Genomic DNA, 19,460 nt, shown 5'->3' on the forward strand with positions numbered 1-19,460 from the left:
ATACTTATTTCATAACAACGAAAATTTTCTCACTGTACAATGATAAAATTTACTACTTTCGTTTGATAAAATGTAAACAATTTTAATAAACAGTTATCAAAAACGTATTTTAATTTGATACTTTTTCAACAGCAGCTAAAAACATACCATAAACACACCATGCCATGAAATTTAAGATTCTTTTAGCATTAATTTTTGTAAACCTTTTGCAGGCACAAAAATTTTACTTTCCAAAGACCGCTGTAAATGACTCTGTTATATTGGAAAAACAGATTCCCGGACTTGCTCAGCAGATCATTCCTCAGCTTCAGTCCACAAAGTATAAACCGGAAAATACGGTTGATCTTATGGATAATCTTTTCCGTTTGCAGATGGTGGCTCAGGATTATAAAAATTCATTGACTTCCCTCTCAGAGAACCGCAATCTGTTTGCCGATAACAATATGGGTGGATACAGATTTATAGGTCTTGAGTTGTACGCTTTGGCTAAAATGGAACAAAAAGAAACTAATTCTTCCTTTCCGAATGCCCTTCAGAAAGTATTCAACCAAAAATATGAAAGTCTTCCAGAAAAACTGATTCCAAGGCTTGGGCTAGCTCTTGACGGAGATGTGAATGCATCAAGAAAACTGTTGAAGAGTCTGCTGGATAAACAAAAAGACAAGGACAGCATTGATTACAGAACGGCTTTGGCATTATGTAAAAGTTATCTGAACTATAAAACGTATTCCAACATCAAACCTCAGGTCATGCAGCTGCTGGCTTCCAGAGACAAGGAAAAATTCATTACTGAAACCCAAGATCTTAAGATCAACGGGAATACTTTAACGATTACTATTGTTCGTAAAAAGGAGAATACTTCCCCACTTCCTGTTATTTTAACCAATAATATCTACGCTGGTCCTTTTGATGAGTTTTTTGGAAAGAGAGCGGCTACCTATAATTATGTGGGAGCAGTAGTCAATACCCGGGGTAAAAGAAACAGCAATGACGTGAATAATCCTTTTGAACATGAATCGAAAGATATTTATGAAGTGATAGACTGGGTAAGCAAACAGCCCTGGTGCAACGGAAAAGTGGGAATGATTGGCGGAAGTTATTTAGGTTTCAGCCAGTGGGCAGCCGTAAAAAAAGTTCATCCGGCATTAAAGACCATCGTTCCTCAGGTTGCCGTAGGTATCGGGATTGATTATCCTGCTCAGAATAATATTTTTATGAGCTATATGTTGCAGTGGATTCAGTATGTTACCAATAATAAGTTTACAGATGAGGCTGATTTTGCCAATGCTGTAAAATGGGATTCTATTTATACGAAATGGTACAAAAGCGGTAAATCATTCAGATCTTTAGACAAAATAAGCGGAAAGCCGAGCAAAATATTCCAGCGATGGCTGGATCATCCTGGATATGATGAATTTTGGCAGAAAATGGTTCCTTACAAAGAGGATTTCTCTAAAATTAACATTCCTATTCTGACTACAACGGGATATTATGATGATGATCAGATTGGTGCGCTGTATTATTTTAAACAACATCATTTATACAATAAAAATGCAGATCATTATCTGGTTATAGGCCCTTATAATCACGGAGGTGCACAAAGTTTCGGATTTACTTACGTGAATGGCAACCCTATTGACCCAGTAGCCAGAATAAGTATTGGCGATCTTGCTTTCTCATGGTTTGATTATATCCTGAAAGAAGGTAAGAAGCCGGAAATTTTAAAGGACAGAATCAATTTTCAGGTGATGAACACGAATACCTGGAAACATGTTGCTGATCTTGACAAAATGCATAATTCTTCTTTGAAATTCTATCTTCAGGACAAGAAGAACACTTCTTCAGTATTTAATAAACCTCAAACTAAAAGTTTTACAACTCAAATTGTTGATTTTAAGAACAGAGATCAGAAAGATATTTATTATAAGGTCAGCAAAAAAGACAGCATAAAAATGACAAATTCCGTTGCTTTTGAAAGTGAAGTTCTTGACAAGGATATGATCTTAAGTGGAAATCTCTCTGGTGTATTTAATGTTTCCATCAATAAAAAAGATTTTGATACGGACACTTATCTGTACCAGATTCAGCCGGATGGGAAATCTTCGCTGCTGTCCACTCATATTGTGAGAGCCAGCTATGCAAAAGACAATGAAAAAAGGCAGCTGTTTGAGCCCAATAAAATGGAACAGATCCCCATTAACAACTCTTATGTGATGAGCAAAAAGATAGAAAAGGGAAGCAAACTTCTACTGTTGGTCGGCGTTAATAAAAATCCCAACTGGCAGATCAATTACGGTACGGGCAAAGATGTAAGTGATGAAACCATAAAAGATTCCGGGGAACCGCTGGAGGTAAAATGGTACAATGACAGCTATGTGGAGTTACCTGTTTATAATGATTAAAAACCTTTATTTCAGTAAATTTCAGCAGGCTTTAAACAACAAAAGGGTTATTTCATCCTTTAATGATAAAAATTCTTAATTTAGTCGGCTAAAAATAACCCATGAGCACTCAATGATCAGGAACATATTTCGATGTGATGCTTTTTCAGTGGCTCAAAAAATACCATTAATGAAATTTAAGATACTCTTAGCATTAGTTTTTGCCAATCTAATGCAGGCCCAGAAGTTTTACTTTCCGAAAACAGCGACAACAGATTCTGTCATTCTTGAAAAACAAATTCCGGAACTCGCTCTAAAGGTGATTACTGAACATCAGTCTTCTAAAAATAAACCGAAATCTACCGTCACATTTTTAGACAACCTGTTTCGTTTACAACTCGCTGCAAAAGATTATAAAAATTCTATTACAAGTTTAGCTGACTACCGTAAAGAATACGCAGATCATAATATGGCAGGGAACAAATCTCTTGCTTATGAAATCTACAGCATGGCCAAACAGATGGAAAAAGATAAAAAAATCTCTTTTCCCAATGCCCTTCAGGCAGCATTTACTACAAAATATGAAAGCTACCCTGATCCGCTGATTGCCAAGATCGGGACCATTCTGGATGGTGATGTAAAGGAATATAAAAAATCTCTGAAAGCAGCTCTTGATAAGCAAAAAGATAAGGACAGTATAGATTATACTTCTGCTCTTGCTCTATGTAAAAATTATGTCAATTATAAAACTTATTCCAGCATCAAGCCTCAGGTTATGCAGCTGTTCAAAGTAAAGGAGCAGGAAAAATTCATCATCGAAAGCAAGAACCTTACCTTAAAAAACGGAACAACACTCACGATTACTGTTGTACGAAAAAAAGAAAATACATCTCCCCTTCCAGTTATTCTTACCAATAATATTTATGCAGGAGAACTTGTAGATGCAGGAATGGGAAAAAGAGCAGCAGTCTACAATTACGTAGGAGCTGTGGTTAATACGCGTGGAAAAAGAGGCAGTAATGACCCTAATAATCCATTTGAAGATGAAGCACAGGACCTTTATGAAGTCATAGACTGGGTAAGCAAACAACCGTGGAGCAACGGTAAAGTAGGAATGATAGGTGGAAGCTATTTAGGATTCAGCCAATGGGCAGCAGCCAAAAAACTGCACCCGGCATTAAAGACCATTGTACCTCAGGTATCTGTAGGAATCGGGATAGATTATCCTGCTCAAAACAATGTATTCATGAGCTATATGATGCAGTGGATCCGCTATGTTACCAATAATAAGCTGACTGACGAAGCAACCTTCACCAATTATCCGAAATGGGATTCTGTCAATACAACGTGGTACAAAAGTGGCAGGTCATTCAGAGCTCTGGATTCGATCAGCGGAAAGCCTAATAAAATTTTCCAAAGATGGCTGGATCATCCGGGTTATGATAAATACTGGCAGAAAATGGTTCCTTATAAAAATGATTTTGCTAAAATAAATATTCCCGTTTTAACAACTACAGGCTATTATGATGCTGATCAGATCGGAGCCATGTATTATTATAAACAACATCACAAATACAACAAAAACCCTAATCATTATTTAGTGATCGGACCATATGATCATGCAGGTGCTCAAAGTTATGGGTACAACTATGTCTATGGTTCCGGAAGTATCCTCATAGATCCCGTAGCCAGAATAAGTATTGATGAGCTTGCATTTTCCTGGTTTGATTATATTCTGAAAGATGGCAAAAAGCCGGAACTTCTAAAGGATAAGGTCAATTTTCAGATTATGAACAGTAATACATGGAAACATGTTCCCGATCTTGATAAAATGCATTCTTCTACTCTTAAATTTTATCTTCAGGATCGTAAAGACGGTTCTTCGGCTTTTGAGAAACCCAAAACCGAACAATTTACCAAACAGACCATTGATTTTAAAGACAGAGATCCGAAATATCTTTACCATAAAGTAAGCAAACAGGACAGTGTAAATGTAACCCATTCTATTCATTTTGAAAGTGAAGTCCTGGACAGAGATATTGTACTAAGCGGAAATTTATCCGGAGTATTCAATGTTTCTGTTAATAAGAAAGATTTTGATTCCAATACCTTATTATATCAGGTACAGCCGGATGGTAAGACATTTTTACTCTCTACGCATCTTACAAGGGCCAGCTATGCAAAAGACAATTCCAAACGTCATTTTCTTAAGCCTGGCAGAAAGGAGCAGATCCCGATCAAAAACTCATTCTTTATGAGCAAAAAAATAGAAAAGGGAAGCAAACTGGTATTATTGGTAGGGGTTAATAAAAGTAAAAGCTGGCAGGTCAACTATGGGACAGGAAAAAATGTAAGTGATGAAACCATAAAAGATGCTGGTGAACCTCTGGAAATAAAATGGTACAATGACAGTTATGTAGAAATACCTCTTTATAAAGATTAACATCCTTTGTTTGAGCATTTTTATTCAAATGTTCTTAACAACTGTTAACATCAAGATAAAAAATCATTACATTTGCTTTTTTTCAAATCAAATATAGTTATTGAATGAGTCAACTTTTTAGAAGAAAAATCTATTCAGATACAGATACTTCAACTGGACTTTTAAGAGTCTTAGGTGTATGGGACATTGTATTTTTTGGTATTGCGGCTATCATTGGAGCTGGGAGTTTCAGCAGTTTGGGAGAAGCCGTTTTCAGAGGTGGCCCCGGTGTTATCCTTCTATATTTGATCTGCGGTTTTGCCTGTGGGTTTACCGCTTTATGCTATGCTGAATTTGCCAGCAGAATTCCAACCGCGGGTTCTGCCTATACGTATGCTTATGCTAGCTTCGGAGAGCTAATCGCATGGGTTATTGGCTGGGCTCTGATCATGGAATATTCTTTCGGAAATATTTATGTAGCCTTTTCCTGGTCGGATTATTTCACCAGTTTCTTAGGACGCCTCGGAATGCATATTCCTGATTATCTGACCTGCAGCTATACTGAAGCCAGAAAAGCTGTTCAATATGGCTCAGAAAACAAAGAACTGCTAAATGCATGGAAAACCGCTCCGTTAATCGGAAGTTTGAAATTCATTGTAGATATTCCGGCATTGGTTATCAATGGTTTAATTACATGGCTTTGTTACGTAGGAGTAAAAGAAAGTAAAAACTTCAATAACTCTTTAGTTATCTTAAAACTGGGAGTGATTCTATTGGTTATACTGGTTGGTTTTGCTTATATCAATACTGAAAACTGGACTCCTGTAAGTCCTGTAACCGGGACACCATCCTTCATGCCGAATGGTTTTGCGGGAGTAATGAGTGCCGTATCAGGAGTATTCTTCGCTTATATCGGATTTGATGCTTTAAGTGTACTTTCTGAAGAGACCAAAGACCCACAAAAGACTTTACCAAAAGGAATGATCATCTCTCTTGTATTGTGTACAGTGATCTATATTGCTTTAACACTGGTATTAACAGGAATGGTAGATTACAAAAAATTTGATGGTGTAGGAGATCCCCTTTCATTCATATTTGAAAAAACAAATGCTAATGTGGCCTGGATGGAACTTGTTGTATCCTTCGTTGCCATTGTTGCCATTACTACTGTACTATTGGTTTTCCAGATGGGACAGCCGAGAATCTGGTATGCTATGAGCCGTGACGGACTGATGCCTGCAAGGTTTCAAAAGGTACATCCAAAGTATAAAACGCCTTCATACGCAACTATTGTTACGGGAATTGTGGTAGGTATTCCTATCCTGTTTACAGATAAAACGTTCATCCTTGATTTTACAAGTATCGGAACTATTTTTGCCTTTGTACTGGTATGTGCCGGAGTGCTGATGCTTCCTGCAAAAGAAAAGATTAAGGGCAGATTCCACCTTCCTTATGTGAATGGTAAAATCATTTTTCCTGTTATTTTCATTGGTAGTTTATTGGTTTTCTACAAATGGCAGCCAGAGTTTTTTGACAATCTGATGAACTGGTCAGATCCTAAAGAAGGAGAATTCAGGGCTTCTATTTTCTTCTTTATTATCATCAACCTGATTCTATGTGTAGTAGCTTTTATCAAGAATTTATCATTAATTCCATTGATCGGATTAAGTTCATGTCTGTACCTTCTTACAGGAATGAGCCATGAAAACTGGTTTTGGTTCGGAATGTGGTTCCTTGTGGGTATGGTTATTTATTTCTGCTATGGATATAAAAACAGTAAACTTGGAAAAGAACTAAAGAATAGCTAAGAAAGCAACTAAATAGTTACAAAAGGGCAAAATAGCAAAGACGTTAAACCTGAGGGAAAGACTGATTTGTTATTTTGCCCTTTTACTTTTTAATTCTTTGATGAAAATCGGCAGAATTATTGCTTTACCACCAGGAGAATCAATAAACTAGACCGCCATGACTGAAAGAATCAGAACATACAGAGAATTTTACCAGTTTTATCTTACTGAACACAGTAAAACAGGAACCCGCATATTCCATTTTATAGGAACATTTCTCGTATTTTTCGTTATAGGGTATGTCATCAGTTCCGGAAAGGAGCGATTTCTATGGTACATCCCGATTGTAGGCTATGGATTTGCCTGGTTCAGTCATGCTGTGATTGAGAGAAATAAACCGGCTACTTTTAAATATCCTTTATGGTCTTTAATTTCAGATTTCAGACTGTTTTTTGAGCTGCTGATCGGTAAGCAGAAATTCTTTACGTCCAATAATCAGCCTCAAAAGCAGGAATAGCCTTGAGTTTCTTTTCTTTTTTTAGTTTTGAAGACGCAGAGAATTCCGACTTCGCACAATGTGAGATTTTCAGCAAATGATGATATGATTTTTCTCGTAGATTGTGGAGATTTCGCAGATTTTTTTAATAATATCTGCCTGGTTTTCAAGAGCTGTAGAGGATATTAAAGTTTAGATTCCTTGCTCTGCCCGGAATGATAAAACAGAGTTTTGAAATTTTATCAGAGATAAAATCTTTGCGCCTTAAAAGCATTCCTTCTAATAATAATCGCGCCTTTACGTTTTCCAACCTTTACTTTTTGATTGAGATTGCTTCACCTTCGGTTCTCAATGACTATAATTAAGTAGGGTTTTGTTTGTTTGGGTGGAGCTTCTTCCCTATCATATATCCTATTGAAGGCAGAATAAATGACAGTACAACAGGAAATAACAATGCTATGCCTGAGCCCTCAAGAATAACTGTTAAAGGAAAAAGATAGCCATTATAAATGATGAACCCCAATGTAAAAAGAAAACTGTCACTGTTGCTCGTAGAAAGAATATTAAAATCGCTTCCAAAATGATCAAACAATCCCGAGCAGACGAATAAGAACACATTCACGAAAAACATCCACAGAGCAGTTCTGTAGATCATTCCCTTTTTTGCATTCAGATATCCGGCGAAGATCAGAAACAGAGATAATATTCCGGAAACGATATAATCCAGTCCTGAGACATCAACTTCACTTCCCGTTCTTCCAAAGAAATACATGGCATACAATATCAGATTCACGAGATAGATGACCGTTACATAATTCATAAGTCAAAAAATTTTGTGTTTACGGTTAATATTGTTTTTCAAGTATATCGTAATGAACTGTGTTTGCAATTTTTTCAGCGAATGTATCTCCATTTACTTTTTTCCGTTCAGGAATATAGCTTGAAAAGGTTATAGTATCATCTTTATTGATTGTTACTTCCACTTCTTCAAGGATATTCTGCTCATCTGCATAAAACTGGATTCTGTTTTCTACAATCCTCCAAAAAGAAAGTCTGGGTTCGGAAGGGCTGCAATCCCCTGTTATTCCTTCCACATAATTATAAATGGCAAAACCATCTTCTCTGATGGCATAATTTCTCATCAGACGGCAATTATCAAATTGTTTTACTACTTTCTTTTTATTTTCATAAAATCCCGCTTCCTTCAGTTTCCAGAATCCTGTAACATTTTCTTTGGTTAATTTTTGAGCACTGACCATAGAAACGGTCATAAAAGAAGCAAGAAAAAATATCCTATACATCAATGAATTTGTGTTTTTTTATTTTAAATGATATCATAATGAGTGAGTATCTTCGGGCGGCTTCGCCGCCCGAAGATACTCTAAGCTTTAAACCTTAAACCTTGAACCCTTAAATTTAAACTTAAAGAATTCTATTTGAATTTCTTCTTAAAGCTGAATTTAAGCATATTCATAAGTCCTGGTTCAATGATGTCAATTCCCAGTCCGAAATTACTATCTGCAACGGTATGATGGTCTGTTCTGAACTTTTCAAACTCACTTTGCGGAATTTCAATATTGATCAGAGGATTGTATTCAATGTATACACTTGCCCCATTTTTGTTTACTTTTTTTCGGCTTTTATAGTCAAAATACGGGTTGGATATCGTACTTTCCTGAACCGTATATTTCTCTTCAACATCAATTTTCTGGTCCGTCTGCAAATTGATTTCATATTTTTCACTGTCGAAATTATGCCAGAAAGGCAAATCTTTATGAATGAAATCTCTAGCACTCGCCTTTACAACATTTCGGTCAAAGTACATCAGAAAACGGTTTTTCTGCGGATCCACAAAATAAGGATTCTCAATAGTTGCAGTATATTGAATCTTCACCTCATTCAGCCTCTTGTCATCACTTACTACATCAATAGCGGCATCTTTGAATACGTTTCTTACATCAGTACCATTACGGTCACCTGAATAATTAAGCGCATAAAAGAGGAAACTGTTCCAGCTGTCTATGATTTCTCTTTTGTTGGTACTTTTAAAATACCTTCTCATTGCATTGGCTCTGTTTCCTTTGTAAGTTGTTGACAGAGTAAGTTTTCCGGTATTGCCCTGTGCGGTTAAATCGACTCTTTCATTAATGCAGAAATAAGGGAATTTATAAGATTTCCTTACCTGAAGCTCCTGATCCTTCTTCACTTCGAGATAATGCATAAAATAGATAAATCCTCTGTTTTCGATCAATCCGAATTCATCACGGATGGTTGCGTCAATAAAGTATTCTTCACCTTTATAATTCACTTTTACCACAACATGATTGAAACTTAACAGTGATGGCAGATAATATTTAATATAATAATCCGTATTAAAATTTACCAGCACTACAGATGCATCTACTCCTATATAATCAAGGATCACCTTCAATAAAACCGACTTTGCCTTGCAATCTCCCTGTTTATTTTCATAGGTTACTGATGGCTCCTGTGGCTTATGACCATTCATTTCATCCGCATTGAACACATAATAAATATGGTTCTGTACATATTCTATGGCAAACTGTAGTTTTTCATCCTGATCAGCAATGGCATCCAGTTTTTCAACCAGATTCGGAGCAAAATCCTGCAAAGAAGATTTATTAAAAATCTCCTCATAGAAAGGGACAATATAGTTGGAAAGGTCTTTCCAGTTGCTTTCTGTAGCAAAGTCTACATAAGGAAAAATTTCACGTCCGGAATCCACAGGATTAATATAGTTTTCTTCTTCAATGACAAATCTGTCTCCTTTTTTCAGATGGTTTATCTCCGGCTCAAGAACATTTCCCTGTTCATCTCTGAAAAATGTCTTTTTGTAGGCAATAGTCTGTTCACGTTCGTTGATGAATGTAAATTTAAAACTGCCATACGCCCAATAATTATCAGGACTTACCCAGACATATTTTGAAAATTCCTTTCTCAGAAAATCGCGGTCTGTAAATTCTTTGATCCTTGAATCTTCCAAGATCAGAACATCATACAGCCTGAGATCTTTGATGGTAATATTGATTTTTTTATTACTGCTCAAAACTCCTCCGCTGCTCTGATTTTCACTGTCAAGAACCTTAATTTTCGTATCCGGAATCTTATCTATCAGTACTCCGTCTCTCAACACGCTGATTCTGTGAATCTGATAGACTTCATTTTCCTCCACAATCACATCAGAAACAGATGCTCTCTCCAGATTTCCAGGCTCGTTCAGAGTATACGCCATGCAGACATACTCACTGTTTTCCGTATTGCTTGTATAGTATTTTTTGTCTAAAAAATAGCAGTAATCCCGGCCTTCATCAATTTGTCTTTTGGCAAATTCGGAATCTTTGATGCGGTTTTTTATTTCCTCATCCCCAATATTTCCTGCCCACATTTCAGGTTTTTGAATCCTGTAATTTTCAACTTGCATTTGATTATCCATATTTATTATAAGAATTAATTTGTGGTTAGTGTTTAAGAAATTCAAATTAAATAATTAAAAAAGTAAAAAACAATAGCAGAAGTACTACAAATTAAGGATTTTTTTCGGCATAGTAATTGCGAGGTATGGGGAAAATCAAGTTTATGAAAAGTATAGCAACAATTCTAAAAGGGGCAGCACCCGCATTAGCATTATTCGCAATGACGCAATGTACAACCACAGCCAATGCATCAGCAGGTGATGAAAAAACCTTCATCGTAGGACCACAAACAGCAGATTGTACAGGCGTAGCTCCTATGAAATGTCTGCAGGTAAAAGAAAACACTTCCGGAAACTGGACGAATTTCTACAGCAATATCGAAGGATTTACTTATGAACCGGGATATGAATATGTTTTAAAGGTAAAAACAGAAAAAATTGCCAATCCTCCAGCCGATGGATCTTCTATAAAATACACTTTGGTAAAGCAGGTTTCTAAAACAAAAAAAACTGAAATGGCAGCCAATGAAAAAACCATTATCGTAGGACCACAAACGGTAGACTGCTCTGCCGGAGCCGGCCGTATGAAATGTATGCAGGTAAAAGAAAGTGCATCTGAAAGCTGGACCAATTTCTACAGCAATATTGAAGGCTTCACTTACGAGCCGGGTTACGAATATGTTTTAAAAGTAAAAACAGAAAAAATTGAGAATCCGCCGGCAGATGCATCTTCAGTCAAATATACACTGATAGAACAGGTTTCTAAAACGAAGAAATAATACATAAAAAACGCTTCTGAAAATTCAGAAGCGTTTTTATTTTGCCGGAGGCTGGAAGAATGAAGTCAGAAGTACTTTTGGACGATCAGGAAAAAACAGCAAATGATTCATCTCTAATTATCTATTCCTTTCTTCTTACTTCCCGTGTATCTTAAAATCCGGTTTCTTTCTGAGGTGGATCCGGATATTTTCCTTTTGTAGCTTCTCCTACAGTATTTGCAGTGGTCATGGCCACTACAAGATCATTAAGCATTCCGCTTGCTGCAGTAGGTGAATTGGGAAGAAGTACAAGGTTACTTCTGTTGCTCGCTCCTACAGAATGTAAAGTATCATAATGCTGTGTTACAACAATAAGAGCTGATGCTTCATGAGAATTGATATCCACATTATTCAACATTCTTACAGACTCTTCAAGTCCTTTTGCAATTTCTCTTCTTTGGTCAGCAATCCCCTGCCCTTGTAATTTTTTAGATTCTGCCTCTGCTTTTGCAACCGCTACAATACGGATTCTTTGTGCTTCAGATTCATATTCTGCAGCCGTTTTTTCTCTTTCTGCAGCATTAATCCTGTTCATCGCATGTTTTACCTGCTCATCCGGATCAATATCGGTTACCAAAGCTTTGATAATATCATATCCGTAGCTGTTCATTGCTTCCTGAAGCTCACTTTTCACAGCGATAGCCACATCATCCTTTCTTACAAAAACATCGTCCAGTTTCAGTTTTGGAACTTCTGCTCTCACCACATCAAACACAAATGAAGTAATTTGATTTTCAGGATTTTCCAAACGGTAATAAGCATCTCCCACCTGACTTCTGATCACCTGATACTGAACAGAAATTTTCATTTTGATGAAAACATTGTCTAATGTTTTTGTGTCAATCATGACGTCCAGCTGCTGAATTCTCAAATTCAGTCTTTTGGCAATCTGATCTATGATGGGCAGCTTAAGATGAAGACCGGAATGTTTTACAGCCTTGAATTTCCCAAAACGTTCAATAATCGCTGCTGTTTCCTGTTTAACGACAAAGAACGAAGCGAATAAAATGATTAGCCCGAAGAAAATAACGGGCGCTAAATATATTCCCATAGTTTTTAATTTTATAATAAGTCGTCACACATCCTGTTTTGTTAAAAACATTTTTGTGGGTATTTGTTTAAATATAAGAAAAATAAATATAAGATCCGGAATATAACCCTCAGAAAATCAGACACAGCGTTATCAGATTATTTTTAAAACTATTCTGAAAAACTCTTACTTTTGAATATTCATTACACATCATGGTTAATTCTAAAGAAATATTAAAGGATCACATCTCTAAATTCACGACTCTTACTGAAGAGCAGTTTGGCTATGTTTTCGAACATTTTAACCTGATTAGTTTAAAGAAAGGACAAAGTCTCATCGCGGAAGGTGATTTTGTGAATCATGAATATTTTGTTCTGGAAGGCTGCCTGAAAGCTTTTTATCTGAATGACAGTATGAAAATGTTTATCCTTCAGTTTGCCATGCCTACGTGGTGGGTAACAGATTTTGATGCACTTTACAGCAAAACAAGGGCTACCATTAATGTAGACTGCATCACCAATGCTACTATTCTTTCTATCTCCAATGAAGACAGGGAAAAAATCTGTAATGAAATTCATGAAGTTGAACATTTTTTCCGATGGAGAACCAATAAAGGATACGTAGCCGCCCAGAAACGGTTGCTTTCTTTCATGAATAATGATGCTAAATTCCGGTATGAAGAACTTCTATCCATGTACCCTCAGTTGTACAACCTGGTTCCAAAACACCTGATCGCTTCTTATCTGGGAGTAACCAGAGAAACTTTGAGCAGACTCCATCAATAATCAACCTTTAAAAACGATGTATCTTCTCCTCTATTTTGTGAGGTACATCACGTAACTTTTTCTTTCGATCGGCTGAACTTTGTGTCAATATTTAAACCCAATAATAATGGACACAAAAAACTTTAAAGTCAATGCAGAAAACAGTACTATTGACTGGATCGGAAGAAAAGTAACCGGCGCTCATAACGGCACAATTGGTATCAAAGAAGGAAACTTCATATTTGAAGAAGGGAAATCTCTATCAGGAAAGTTTGTCATTGACACCCGTTCTGTCAAAATCCTTGATATTGAAGATGCCGAAACCAATGCACAGTTTGCCAACCATCTTGCTTCCGATGATTTCTTCAATTCGGAACAGTTTCCTGAAGCTTACTTCGAGATCACTCATACAGAACCGGCTGATGAGAATCTTTATTATGTGAAAGGAGATCTTACGATAAAAGATATTACTCACCCAATCGATACCAGCCTGGAGATTGTAAAAACAGATAACACAGCTGTTTTAAAAACAAAGATCGTGGTTGACAGAACGAAATTCAACATTAAATTCAGGTCTTCCAATTTCTTCACCAATCTTGGTGACACCTTGATCTACAACAATTTTGACTTAAACATTCATCTTGTTGCGGAAGCTTATCAATTTCTAACCTTAAAAATTGACATCATGCCATTCATCAAAGTAGAAGTACTTCGCGAAGATCTTAACCGCGAAACAAAACAACAATTAATCAGGAAAATAAGCGAGGCTGTAACTTCAGTTTTGAATAAGGATCCTCATTTAACTCATATTGTCATCAATGAAATTGAAGATGATAACTGGGGATATGCCGGAGAACAGGTTTCAGTATTAAAAGAACAGGGATTTTCAACAGAAAAAAAATAAATCAGCAATGAAAAAACAAACCGTCATTATAACAGGAGCTTCTTCAGGAATAGGATTGGAAACTGCCCGTTATTTCTTAGACAGAGGAGACAATGTCATCATCAATTCACAAACTGCATCCAAATTAGAGGAAGTGTTTCATGAATTGGGAGCGGGAGAAAATCTGGCCATGGTTGCCGGAAATGTTTCAGAGAAATCAACAGGAGAAGCATTGGTAAAAAAGGCACTTGAAACATTTGGATCAATCGATGTTCTTGTCAATAATGCAGGCATTTACGAGAATAAACCTTTCCTTGAAGTTACAGAAGATTATCTGGACCGTTTTTTAACAACGAATTTAAAAGGAACATTCTTCACTACGCAGGCTGTCATTCCCCAGATGATCAGACAAAAAGACGGCGTCGTGATCAATATCGGAACACCATTGGTATATCACGCAATTGCTGAATCTCCTTCTACAGCACCTATTTCGAGTAAAGGAGCGATTCATGCTCTGACATTGCAACTGGCTGCCGAGTTTGGGAAAGATAATATCAGAGTCAATACGGTTGCCCCAGGATTGATCAGAACTCCGATGCATGGTGCAGATCTTGACAATAATGCAGGAATCCACTTAATCAATCGTATCGGTGAGCCGGAAGAAATTGCTCAGATGATCCATGCGATTGCCAAGAACAAATTAATTTCCGGAGCCATCATCAATGTAGACGGTGGGATGGGTGCCGGACATCATTTATCATAAAACTATCATTAATTATAGCATGGCTGTTCAGCTTTCCGTTGAACGGCCATGCGCAAAATATAAAGAATATGAAAAATAATCAGACCTCAGAAGCTGAAATAAGGAATGTTATAGAGCATTATTATTTCAGAGGAATTAATGAAGGGAATACTGAACTTCTTACCAAAGCTTTTTATAAAGGCGCATTGCTTTTCGGAGATGTCAATGAAGTTCCCTATTTCAAAACTGCAGAGCAATATATTGAAGGTGTTGGAAATCGTGTAAGTCCACAGAAATCCGGCAAAGGATTTAAAGCTGAAATTATTTCAATAGACATTATAAATTCAATTGCTGTTGCGAAATTAAACGTGAGGATGTATGATTTCAATTATTATAATTTCATAACTTTCAATTATATAGACGGACGATGGCTGATTGTTAACAAGACATTGACCCATGTACAGCCTTAATTCAATTTTTAATGAAAACCAATACCATCATGTGGAATAAAAATAGAATTACAGATTTATTAGGAATTGAATATCCTATTCTGCAAGGTCCTTTTGGCGGAGGACTTTCCACCGTAGAACTGACAACAACCGTGAGTAATCTTGGCGGATTGGGAGGTTTCGGAGCGTATACTCTGTCACCACAGGAGATCTACGACACTCACAAAGCCATACAGTCCAAGACGGACAAACCTTATAATCTTAATCTCTGGGTAAGTGATCACGATATCATTAACGAAGAATATACAAAAGAGCAATATCAAAAGGCGGTTGAAACTTTCAAACCTTATTTTGATCTTTTAAACACGGCTATTCCTGCCCTTCCACCCTCTTTTGAATCGAGATTCCAGAATCAGCTGGATGTTATTTTTGATATTAAGCCTAAAGTTTTCAGCTTTATGTTTGGACTGTTGGATGAAAACCTCATCGAAGATCTTCATCGTCAGGGAACTATTGTCCTGGGAAATGCAACAACATTGAATGAAGCAATTGCACTGGAAAAAACCGGAGTGGATATCATTGTAGCTTCCGGCTTTGAAAGCGGTGGGCACAGACCTTCGTTTCTGGATCAGGCTGAACTTTCTACAACAGGAACTTTTGCTTTGATTCAATTAATTAAAGATCGTGTAAAAATTCCTGTGGTAGCTGCAGGGGGAATTGCCAACGGCCGTGGAATTGCGGGAGCTTTCAAACTGGGCGCTGATGCGGTACAGATTGGAACGGCTTTTCTGGCTACTGAAGAATCCGGAGCTTTACCCCTACACAAAGAGTTTTTGTTTTCTGACGCTGCTCAATCCACTACGCTTTCCAGAGCTTATACCGGAAGATTGGGACGTGGAATTACTACAAAAATCACAAGAGATCTATTGACTGCAACGGACAAAACTCTTCCCTTTCCTTTGCAGACGCATTTTATGGGTGAATTAAGAAAGGCTGCTTTGGAACAGCAAAAGAATGAGCTGGTGTTTTTCTGGGCAGGTCAGATTGCTCCCCTTTTAAAGCATAAAAAAGCCTCCACTTTAATGAAATCATTAATCGAAGAGGCTTCTGAATTATTGAATACATAGAATTTACACGGTCATTCCGATGTCTATTCCTTTAATTTTTCTATATAAATCGGTAGCATAATTATCTGTCATCCCGGAAACGAAATCAATGACTCCGAGAACTTTCTGATAATCGGTGCCGTCATTGTAAATAAATTGCTTTGGAATGAGTTTCAAAGCTTTTTCATCATATGATTTTCTGCTGTCTTTAGGCTTCAGAATAGAAGGTATAAAATGATCCAGTAATTCATACATTACATTATATCCGGCATTTTCAATTTCAACAACGGCTTTGTGATTGTAGATTTTTTCTACGGAGAAACCTGCAATATCCTGGAGTGCCTTATTTTCACTTTTATAGATATCAAGTAAGCCGTTACCAAGATTTCCTTCAAGGATAGTTCCGAAGTTATGTTTGTACATCTCAATAGACTTATTGATTAATGCATTGATTACTTTTGCTCTTAAATATGAAATCTGTTCATTTTCATTGGAGATAGAGCTCAGCTTTGTTTCAATTCTCTGAACATCATCAGTCTCCGATTTTACCAGCTCGAAAAATAAGTTTTTACAGTCTGCAGTTGAAACAATACCCAATCTGTGAGCATCTTCCATATCAATAATGTTGTAGCAGATATCATCAGCTGCTTCTACCAGCCATACAAAAGGGTGTCTCTTGAAAATATGAGGTTCCTCACTTTCAGAAATAAGCTGGGTTCCTTTGGCAATTTCCAGAAATATATCTTTTTCATTCTGGAAAAACCCGAATTTCTTTCTGTGAATGATTCCTTTCTTCTTTGCTACTGCTTCACATGGATATTTTGCAATACTTGCCAGCGTGGAAAATGTCAGCTGAATACCTCCGGCATCTTTTCCCTGCTGTTGCTGTGCCAGCACTCTGATGGCGTTGGCGTTTCCTTCAAAATTAACCAGATCTGCCCATTCCTTTTCATTGAACTTAGATTTCAGATCTCTTTCATTTCTTTCAAAATAACTTGCAATGGCATCTTCACCGGAATGTCCGAATGCAGGGTTACCCACATCATGACATAAACATGCAGCAGCAATTACATTTCCTAAATTATAGAGATAAAAATTCTTTGAATCTTCAGTCAGGTCATTTTTAAAATCTTCAGCAATAAATTCACCGATAATACTCCCCAAACTTCTTCCTACGGATGATACTTCTAAAGAATGCGTAAGTCTGTTGTGTACAAAAACACTTCCCGGAAGAGGAAAAACCTGTGTCTTATTCTGCAGCCTTCTGAAGGCAGAAGAGAAGATAATTCTGTCGAAATCCCTTTGAAAATCAGTTCGTGAAGCTTTGGTCTGTGGATTGTTTCCTGTACGTTGATTGGTGAAAATCTGGTTTAAATTCATCATTTTTCAAAATTACTCCAAATTTTAATTGTACGGAATAGTATTTAGATTTTTATTAAACAGATCTGTCATTCAAAAAATCTATTATAGTAAACGTTTTTCAGGGATCGGAAAGATTAAAGAAATACTTTACATTTGATGCAACTAATACAACCGGAGAATACTTATCATTCTTCTTTTATCCAAATTTTAAAATTCTTTTACAATGACGGACAACACATGGCTTAACAGATGGGACGAAAGGTACAGCAGCGAAGAGTTTGCGTATGGAACAGAACCCAACAATTATCTCAGAGAACAATTATCACAACTAACTCCCGGAAAAATACTTTTCCCTGCGGAAGGAGAAGGCCGGAATGCGGTTTTCGCAGCCACACACGGATGGCAGGTTTCAGCCTTCGATATCAGTGCCAATGGCAGAAGTAAAGCATTACAGCTTGCAAAACAACTGGGAACCACCATTGATTATCAGGTGGGAGAACTTTCTACTCTGGATTATCAGAAAGAACAATTTGATGCTATTGCTCTTATTTATGCTCATTTCCCGGGAGATATCAAATCTTCCATTCATCAGATGCTGAATCAATATCTGCGTAAAGGTGGTTTTGTTATTTTCGAAGCTTTCAGTAAAAATCATCTTGAATATATTGCTAGGAATGAAAAGGTAGGTGGCCCAAAAGATATTGAATCTCTATTCTCTATTGAAGAAATCAAGGCAGACTTTCCTGATTATCATATTATTGAATTAGCAGAAACAGAAATTGAGCTCAACGAAGGATTGTTTCATAATGGTACGGGCTCTGTGATTCGTTTTGTAGGACAAAAGACGATCTAATGATATTTTAAACAGGTTTGTTTTGGGATAAAGCTCATATTTTATTTCGTTATGGAATATTATTTGAATCTTTATCTCAAAACAAACGTATGCCTGAAGGACCATCCATCATATTAATGAAAGAAAACCTGCAGCCATTTGCAGGACAGCAAGTGACAGAGATTTCTGGAAATGCCAAATTTGAGAAAGATTCTTTTGTTGGCCAAACCCTTCTTGAGATCCGTACTTTTGGAAAACAGACTTATCTGGTTTTTGAAAAAGCAGCGATCCGGATTCATTTATTAATGTTTGGTTCTTACAGCATTAATGAACAGACCAAGCCGGATAAAAGTTTACGTTTAGCATTGTTTTTTTCCACCGGGAGCATCTATTTTTATACCTGTTCTGTAAAGTCCGTAGACCTGGAATTTCTGTCTACCATTGATTGGGAAGCCGATGTAATGAGCGATCAGTGGGATCCAAAAAAAACAGAAAAAAAGCTGAAATCGAATCCGGAAATGATGGTCTGTGATGCATTGATGAATCAGGATATTTTTTCGGGTGTCGGAAATATCATTAAAAATGAGGTTCTTTTCAGAATCGGAGTGCAGCCGGAAAGTTTATTGGGAAATCTTCCAGCCAAAAAAAGGAAAGAGCTTATTGCTGAAGCCAGAAATTACAGTTTTGACTTTCTGAAATGGAAAAGAGAATTTGTGTTGAAAAAACATTGGCTGGTTCATACGAAATCTGTATGTCCGATTTGTGGACAAAAACTGGTTAAAAAGCAAACCGGGGTTGGAAAAAGAAGGAGTTTCTTTTGTGAAAAGGATCAGAAACTTTATTAGATCAATATTATTTTAAGTTTTAGCTGAAGCCGTTGAAAGATTTGATTTATTTAAAGGGGTTGAAGCTCGTTTCAATTGAATCATAATATTCTATTTTTTCCCACTGATTA

General features: G+C 36.8%; 17 protein-coding genes. 12 read left to right on the top strand and 5 right to left on the bottom strand.

Going from position 1 to position 19,460, the window contains the following annotated elements; genetic code table 11:
• The first annotated feature begins 164 nt into the window (after positions 1-164).
• From FB551_RS09010 to FB551_RS09025, 4 genes are all read left to right on the top strand, one after another.
• Positions 165-2,402, top strand: coding sequence for a CocE/NonD family hydrolase (locus FB551_RS09010; protein WP_142016887.1), 2,238 nt, complete (start codon positions 165-167; stop codon positions 2,400-2,402).
• Positions 2,403-2,571: 169 nt separating this feature from the next.
• Positions 2,572-4,824: a CocE/NonD family hydrolase gene (locus FB551_RS09015; RefSeq protein WP_142016889.1), complete on the top strand. Its 2,253-nt coding sequence runs from the start codon at positions 2,572-2,574 to the stop codon at positions 4,822-4,824.
• 104 nt (positions 4,825-4,928) lie between these two features.
• Positions 4,929-6,611: an APC family permease gene (locus FB551_RS09020; protein WP_047433513.1), complete on the top strand. Its 1,683-nt coding sequence runs from the start codon at positions 4,929-4,931 to the stop codon at positions 6,609-6,611.
• Positions 6,612-6,768: 157 nt separating this feature from the next.
• The gene (locus FB551_RS09025; RefSeq protein WP_142016891.1) at positions 6,769-7,107 is read left to right on the top strand and encodes a DUF962 domain-containing protein; all 339 of its coding nucleotides are present in this window, start codon (positions 6,769-6,771) and stop codon (positions 7,105-7,107) included.
• A gap of 340 nt (positions 7,108-7,447) precedes the next feature.
• Here the strand turns inward: FB551_RS09025 and FB551_RS09030 are convergent, their stop codons facing one another.
• The 3 genes from FB551_RS09030 to FB551_RS09040 all read right to left on the bottom strand — a co-directional run bounded on the left by FB551_RS09030 (position 7,448) and on the right by FB551_RS09040 (position 10,528).
• Positions 7,448-7,906 (bottom strand): hypothetical protein, encoded by a 459-nt coding sequence (locus FB551_RS09030; protein ID WP_142016893.1) that lies wholly within the window; start codon positions 7,904-7,906, stop codon positions 7,448-7,450.
• A 25-nt stretch (positions 7,907-7,931) separates the two neighbouring features.
• Entirely contained in the window at positions 7,932-8,387 is a 456-nt protein-coding gene (locus tag FB551_RS09035) for a lipocalin-like domain-containing protein (RefSeq protein WP_142016894.1), read from the bottom strand.
• Between the two features lie 131 nt (positions 8,388-8,518).
• Positions 8,519-10,528, bottom strand: a complete 2,010-nt coding sequence (locus FB551_RS09040) for a hypothetical protein (RefSeq protein ID WP_374709950.1) — start codon at positions 10,526-10,528, stop codon at positions 8,519-8,521.
• A gap of 155 nt (positions 10,529-10,683) precedes the next feature.
• Between FB551_RS09040 and FB551_RS23500 the strand changes: the two genes are divergently transcribed.
• Positions 10,684-11,298, top strand: coding sequence for a DUF4377 domain-containing protein (locus tag FB551_RS23500; protein ID WP_226798653.1), 615 nt, complete (start codon positions 10,684-10,686; stop codon positions 11,296-11,298).
• Between the two features lie 151 nt (positions 11,299-11,449).
• On the opposite strand, the gene FB551_RS09055 is transcribed toward FB551_RS23500, so the two are convergent.
• The gene (locus tag FB551_RS09055) at positions 11,450-12,388 is read right to left on the bottom strand and encodes an SPFH domain-containing protein (RefSeq protein WP_142016898.1); all 939 of its coding nucleotides are present in this window, start codon (positions 12,386-12,388) and stop codon (positions 11,450-11,452) included.
• Positions 12,389-12,579: 191 nt separating this feature from the next.
• Between FB551_RS09055 and FB551_RS09060 the strand changes: the two genes are divergently transcribed.
• From FB551_RS09060 to FB551_RS09085, 5 genes are all read left to right on the top strand, one after another.
• Complete coding sequence (locus FB551_RS09060) at positions 12,580-13,152, top strand: Crp/Fnr family transcriptional regulator (protein WP_142016900.1); 573 nt, start codon at positions 12,580-12,582, stop codon at positions 13,150-13,152.
• 106 nt (positions 13,153-13,258) lie between these two features.
• Positions 13,259-14,035: a YceI family protein gene (locus FB551_RS09065; RefSeq protein WP_226798654.1), complete on the top strand. Its 777-nt coding sequence runs from the start codon at positions 13,259-13,261 to the stop codon at positions 14,033-14,035.
• 7 nt (positions 14,036-14,042) lie between these two features.
• Entirely contained in the window at positions 14,043-14,777 is a 735-nt protein-coding gene (locus FB551_RS09075; RefSeq protein WP_142016902.1) for an SDR family NAD(P)-dependent oxidoreductase, read from the top strand.
• A 68-nt stretch (positions 14,778-14,845) separates the two neighbouring features.
• Positions 14,846-15,226 carry a nuclear transport factor 2 family protein gene (locus FB551_RS09080; protein ID WP_226798655.1) on the top strand — a complete coding sequence of 127 codons (381 nt, stop codon included), beginning with the start codon at positions 14,846-14,848 and terminating at the stop codon, positions 15,224-15,226.
• A gap of 11 nt (positions 15,227-15,237) precedes the next feature.
• Positions 15,238-16,332 carry an NAD(P)H-dependent flavin oxidoreductase gene (locus FB551_RS09085; protein ID WP_226798656.1) on the top strand — a complete coding sequence of 365 codons (1,095 nt, stop codon included), beginning with the start codon at positions 15,238-15,240 and terminating at the stop codon, positions 16,330-16,332.
• Between the two features lie 3 nt (positions 16,333-16,335).
• On the opposite strand, the gene FB551_RS09090 is transcribed toward FB551_RS09085, so the two are convergent.
• Positions 16,336-17,691, bottom strand: a complete 1,356-nt coding sequence (locus tag FB551_RS09090; RefSeq protein WP_047435818.1) for a deoxyguanosinetriphosphate triphosphohydrolase — start codon at positions 17,689-17,691, stop codon at positions 16,336-16,338.
• Between the two features lie 205 nt (positions 17,692-17,896).
• Here FB551_RS09090 and FB551_RS09095 point away from each other — a divergent pair, with 205 nt between their 5' ends.
• Positions 17,897-18,526 (top strand): class I SAM-dependent methyltransferase, encoded by a 630-nt coding sequence (locus tag FB551_RS09095; protein WP_142016904.1) that lies wholly within the window; start codon positions 17,897-17,899, stop codon positions 18,524-18,526.
• An 89-nt stretch (positions 18,527-18,615) separates the two neighbouring features.
• Positions 18,616-19,350, top strand: a complete 735-nt coding sequence (locus FB551_RS09100; RefSeq protein ID WP_047433524.1) for a DNA-formamidopyrimidine glycosylase family protein — start codon at positions 18,616-18,618, stop codon at positions 19,348-19,350.
• Positions 19,351-19,460: the final 110 nt, after the last annotated feature.

Source organism: Chryseobacterium aquifrigidense (assembly GCF_006716485.1).
Lineage (GTDB): Bacteria > Bacteroidota > Bacteroidia > Flavobacteriales > Weeksellaceae > Chryseobacterium > Chryseobacterium vietnamense.

Coding starts and splice junctions, on each gene's coding strand:
- FB551_RS09010 (WP_142016887.1), top strand. CDS start 165: ATGAAATTTAAGATTCTTTTAGCATTAATTTTTGTAAACCTTTTGCAG.
- FB551_RS09015 (WP_142016889.1), top strand. CDS start 2,572: ATGAAATTTAAGATACTCTTAGCATTAGTTTTTGCCAATCTAATGCAG.
- FB551_RS09020 (WP_047433513.1), top strand. CDS start 4,929: ATGAGTCAACTTTTTAGAAGAAAAATCTATTCAGATACAGATACTTCA.
- FB551_RS09025 (WP_142016891.1), top strand. CDS start 6,769: ATGACTGAAAGAATCAGAACATACAGAGAATTTTACCAGTTTTATCTT.
- FB551_RS09030 (WP_142016893.1), bottom strand. CDS start 7,906: ATGAATTATGTAACGGTCATCTATCTCGTGAATCTGATATTGTATGCC.
- FB551_RS09035 (WP_142016894.1), bottom strand. CDS start 8,387: ATGTATAGGATATTTTTTCTTGCTTCTTTTATGACCGTTTCTATGGTC.
- FB551_RS09040 (WP_374709950.1), bottom strand. CDS start 10,528: ATGCAAGTTGAAAATTACAGGATTCAAAAACCTGAAATGTGGGCAGGA.
- FB551_RS23500 (WP_226798653.1), top strand. CDS start 10,684: ATGAAAAGTATAGCAACAATTCTAAAAGGGGCAGCACCCGCATTAGCA.
- FB551_RS09055 (WP_142016898.1), bottom strand. CDS start 12,388: ATGGGAATATATTTAGCGCCCGTTATTTTCTTCGGGCTAATCATTTTA.
- FB551_RS09060 (WP_142016900.1), top strand. CDS start 12,580: ATGGTTAATTCTAAAGAAATATTAAAGGATCACATCTCTAAATTCACG.
- FB551_RS09065 (WP_226798654.1), top strand. CDS start 13,259: ATGGACACAAAAAACTTTAAAGTCAATGCAGAAAACAGTACTATTGAC.
- FB551_RS09075 (WP_142016902.1), top strand. CDS start 14,043: ATGAAAAAACAAACCGTCATTATAACAGGAGCTTCTTCAGGAATAGGA.
- FB551_RS09080 (WP_226798655.1), top strand. CDS start 14,846: ATGAAAAATAATCAGACCTCAGAAGCTGAAATAAGGAATGTTATAGAG.
- FB551_RS09085 (WP_226798656.1), top strand. CDS start 15,238: ATGAAAACCAATACCATCATGTGGAATAAAAATAGAATTACAGATTTA.
- FB551_RS09090 (WP_047435818.1), bottom strand. CDS start 17,691: ATGAATTTAAACCAGATTTTCACCAATCAACGTACAGGAAACAATCCA.
- FB551_RS09095 (WP_142016904.1), top strand. CDS start 17,897: ATGACGGACAACACATGGCTTAACAGATGGGACGAAAGGTACAGCAGC.
- FB551_RS09100 (WP_047433524.1), top strand. CDS start 18,616: ATGCCTGAAGGACCATCCATCATATTAATGAAAGAAAACCTGCAGCCA.